At 35.9% G+C, this 2,428-nt stretch carries 2 protein-coding genes and 3 pseudogenes; 4 read left to right on the top strand and 1 reads right to left on the bottom strand.

Annotated features, from left to right (window positions below; translation table 11 throughout):
- Positions 1-757 precede the first annotated feature (757 nt).
- From ACTL4S_RS16320 to ACTL4S_RS16310, 3 genes and pseudogenes are all read left to right on the top strand, one after another.
- A pseudogene (locus tag ACTL4S_RS16320) lies at positions 758-874 on the top strand (hypothetical protein); the annotation flags it as partial.
- 87 nt (positions 875-961) lie between these two features.
- Positions 962-1,101 (top strand): annotated as a pseudogene (locus ACTL4S_RS16315) (cation diffusion facilitator family transporter); the annotation flags it as partial.
- A 177-nt stretch (positions 1,102-1,278) separates the two neighbouring features.
- Positions 1,279-1,893 (top strand): thiol:disulfide interchange protein DsbA/DsbL, encoded by a 615-nt coding sequence (locus ACTL4S_RS16310; protein WP_004281881.1) that lies wholly within the window; start codon positions 1,279-1,281, stop codon positions 1,891-1,893.
- A 76-nt stretch (positions 1,894-1,969) separates the two neighbouring features.
- Here the strand turns inward: ACTL4S_RS16310 and ACTL4S_RS16305 are convergent.
- Positions 1,970-2,083: pseudogene (locus ACTL4S_RS16305) on the bottom strand (TetR family transcriptional regulator); the annotation flags it as partial.
- Between the two features lie 70 nt (positions 2,084-2,153).
- Between ACTL4S_RS16305 and ACTL4S_RS16300 the strand changes: the two are divergent.
- Positions 2,154-2,428, top strand: a 275-nt coding sequence (locus ACTL4S_RS16300) for a transposase (RefSeq protein WP_441299675.1), incomplete at its 3' end; no start/stop codon positions are given.

Here is a 2,428-nt window from a genome sequence, read left to right as displayed (position 1 = left end):
TTTATTATGGTCAGCCTCAGGGTGAAGTGTGTCTAATCAACAGGGTTTTCGGTCTCTAAGTACTTTTTAAAGGGAACATCATCGACTCAAATCTCTATTTGCAACAGTGCCTAATTAAATCCCTTACAATTCAAATTTTTCAGCAACGACTTATCTTTGTTAAAATAGTATTAATTTATTTTTTTTAGGACAAACCTTAACAAAATTACAAATTTGTAATTTGGTTGTCATTTAGGTGTATATATCTAGGAATTAGTATATGAAGAAATTATTTTTTGGTCCAAGATATGATTAGATTCAATAATATATATATGAAGATTGTTTTAGTTATTTTTACTATAGTTTTTTCAACCAGTAGTTTTGCTGATGGGGGACTTCGTTTCTTAGAGAAAAATTTAGAAATAATTAACAATGAAAAAAGCAAAGGGTGTGAAGAGAATTAATTCAAAATTATAATGAAGCACATATAACTAGGAAAACTAAAAATTAGTTATTTTTAGTATGGTGTAACTAAGATTAATTAATTTTTTTAAATCGAATGATAAATATATTTATTGTTTTTAATTTATTCTTTACCATTTTCAAATTTTTAAATAATCCGAAAAGACTATTTTAAACTTTAGGGTTACATATGCTCCTATACATAGGCAGGAATAAATATGCAACTTAGTATATTTGCAACAATAGTACTGGAAAGATTCATGTAATAATGCTTAAAACTCTCTAATTAGTTAGGGAGGCATTGGAATTGGAGAAAAAAGTAAAGTGCCCACTAGCAAATGTGGTTATTGGAGGAATTATCTCATCAACCCTTCTTATGTTGGTTTTATTACCAATATTGTCCCGGTGGATAAATGAAAAGAAAGCTTCTTGACCAATTATAGTAAGCAATTTTTAGCAGAAATATTGAGGCTTACTCAAGTCTCTCAGCTAATCGTAAATAGAATAAGGAAACTATTGTATGTCAGAAGATCATTCTCAGAGCCACGCGGCTGTTACTGAAGAGAATAGTAAGAAGCTAATATTTACTGTAGGTTTGACCACTACGTTTTAATCGTAGAAATTATAACCGTTTTTATTACTCAAAGTTTAACTTTTGTGATTATCTAAAAACACATAGCGGTCGAATGGCCATATTAACTGACTTAAAATCAGTCGCATACTTTAATGTAGCGGTTCTGATAGCACAAAAGTTCGCAGCATGAAAACGGAACCGGCATAATTGATTTATAGTGAACCCATACACTAAGCATAATGATTTAGAGGACGATAATCCCAATGAAAAAATTCCTTTTAGGAGCTGTTGCCGCATCTGTTTTGGCCTTTTCAGGCAATGCTATGGCCAATTTTGTGGCAGGTCAGGACTATCAGGTGGTCGCAAAACCAGTCAAAGTCGAAAAACCGGGCAAAATTGAGGTACGTGAATTCTTCTGGTATGGCTGTGGTCACTGTTTCACGTTGGAACCGCATATGCAGGACTGGTTGAAAAAATTACCCAAAGATATCCGTTTTGTACGTACACCTGCTGCAATGAACCCGCTTTGGGAACAGGCTGCACGTGCTTATTATGTTTCAGAAGCCCTGGGTGTGCGTCAAAAAGCACATTTACAGTTATTCCATGATATTCATGACAAGCAGCGTCCAATTTTAGAACAGGCACAATTGGCCAAGTTCTATACCCGTTATGGTATTTCTGAAGAGAAATTTAACACGACTTATAAATCATTCCCGATTTCGTCAAAAATTGCTCAGGCAAAAAATTTGACTGCTCAATATCAGTTAAGCGGTGTACCAGCGGTGACCGTGAATGGTAAATATATTGTGCAGGGCAATGATGCCAAAGTAATTCAGGTGGTGAATTACCTGATTGAAAAAGAGCGTAAAGCCAAATAAGACGCGATTGATTATCTCTAAAAAAAACCTGCATCGAATCTGCAGGTTTTTTTATTTAAACTGGAGGAATGGTTATTTACGTCCTGACTGCCGGATCTGGTGTTTCTATCGGCGGGCGATACCAGTGTAAAATTCCTCGGAATAAGAGCTGCATCTGCAACACGCTTTGCGCTTTAAAGTCATGGGATTGAATATGAATCGTGGATGGCTTTGTTGCACAAACCTATCTGTAAAGGGTTTTTCAGCGATATAATTTTCAAATGAAGAAGCCTGCACACAAAATCTACCGCACAACCAATTGGCCCGCATATAACCGAGCACTCATGAGTCGCGGAAATATTGCCATTTGGTTTGATCCTGCTACGCAATGGTATGCTCCGTCCATCGGTAAACAAGGGCGAAATCAAACCTACTCCGACGCAGTCATCCAATGCTGCTTAATGATTAAATCCTTATTCCGTCTGTCTTTACGTATGGTCACTGGCTTTGTGCAAAGTCTGATTAAACTTTGCGGATTAAATTGGATAGCTCCAGA

This window comes from Acinetobacter lwoffii (assembly GCF_052078135.1).
Lineage (GTDB): Bacteria > Pseudomonadota > Gammaproteobacteria > Pseudomonadales > Moraxellaceae > Acinetobacter > Acinetobacter lwoffii_Z.
The sequence above is the reverse complement of the archived record's forward strand: the minus strand, read 5'-3'. Positions and strand labels throughout refer to the sequence as shown.

What these genes read in the sequence shown, in the direction of transcription:
- ACTL4S_RS16310 (WP_004281881.1), top strand. Translation starts at nt 1,279, where the DNA reads ATGAAAAAATTCCTTTTAGGAGCTGTTGCCGCATCTGTTTTGGCCTTT.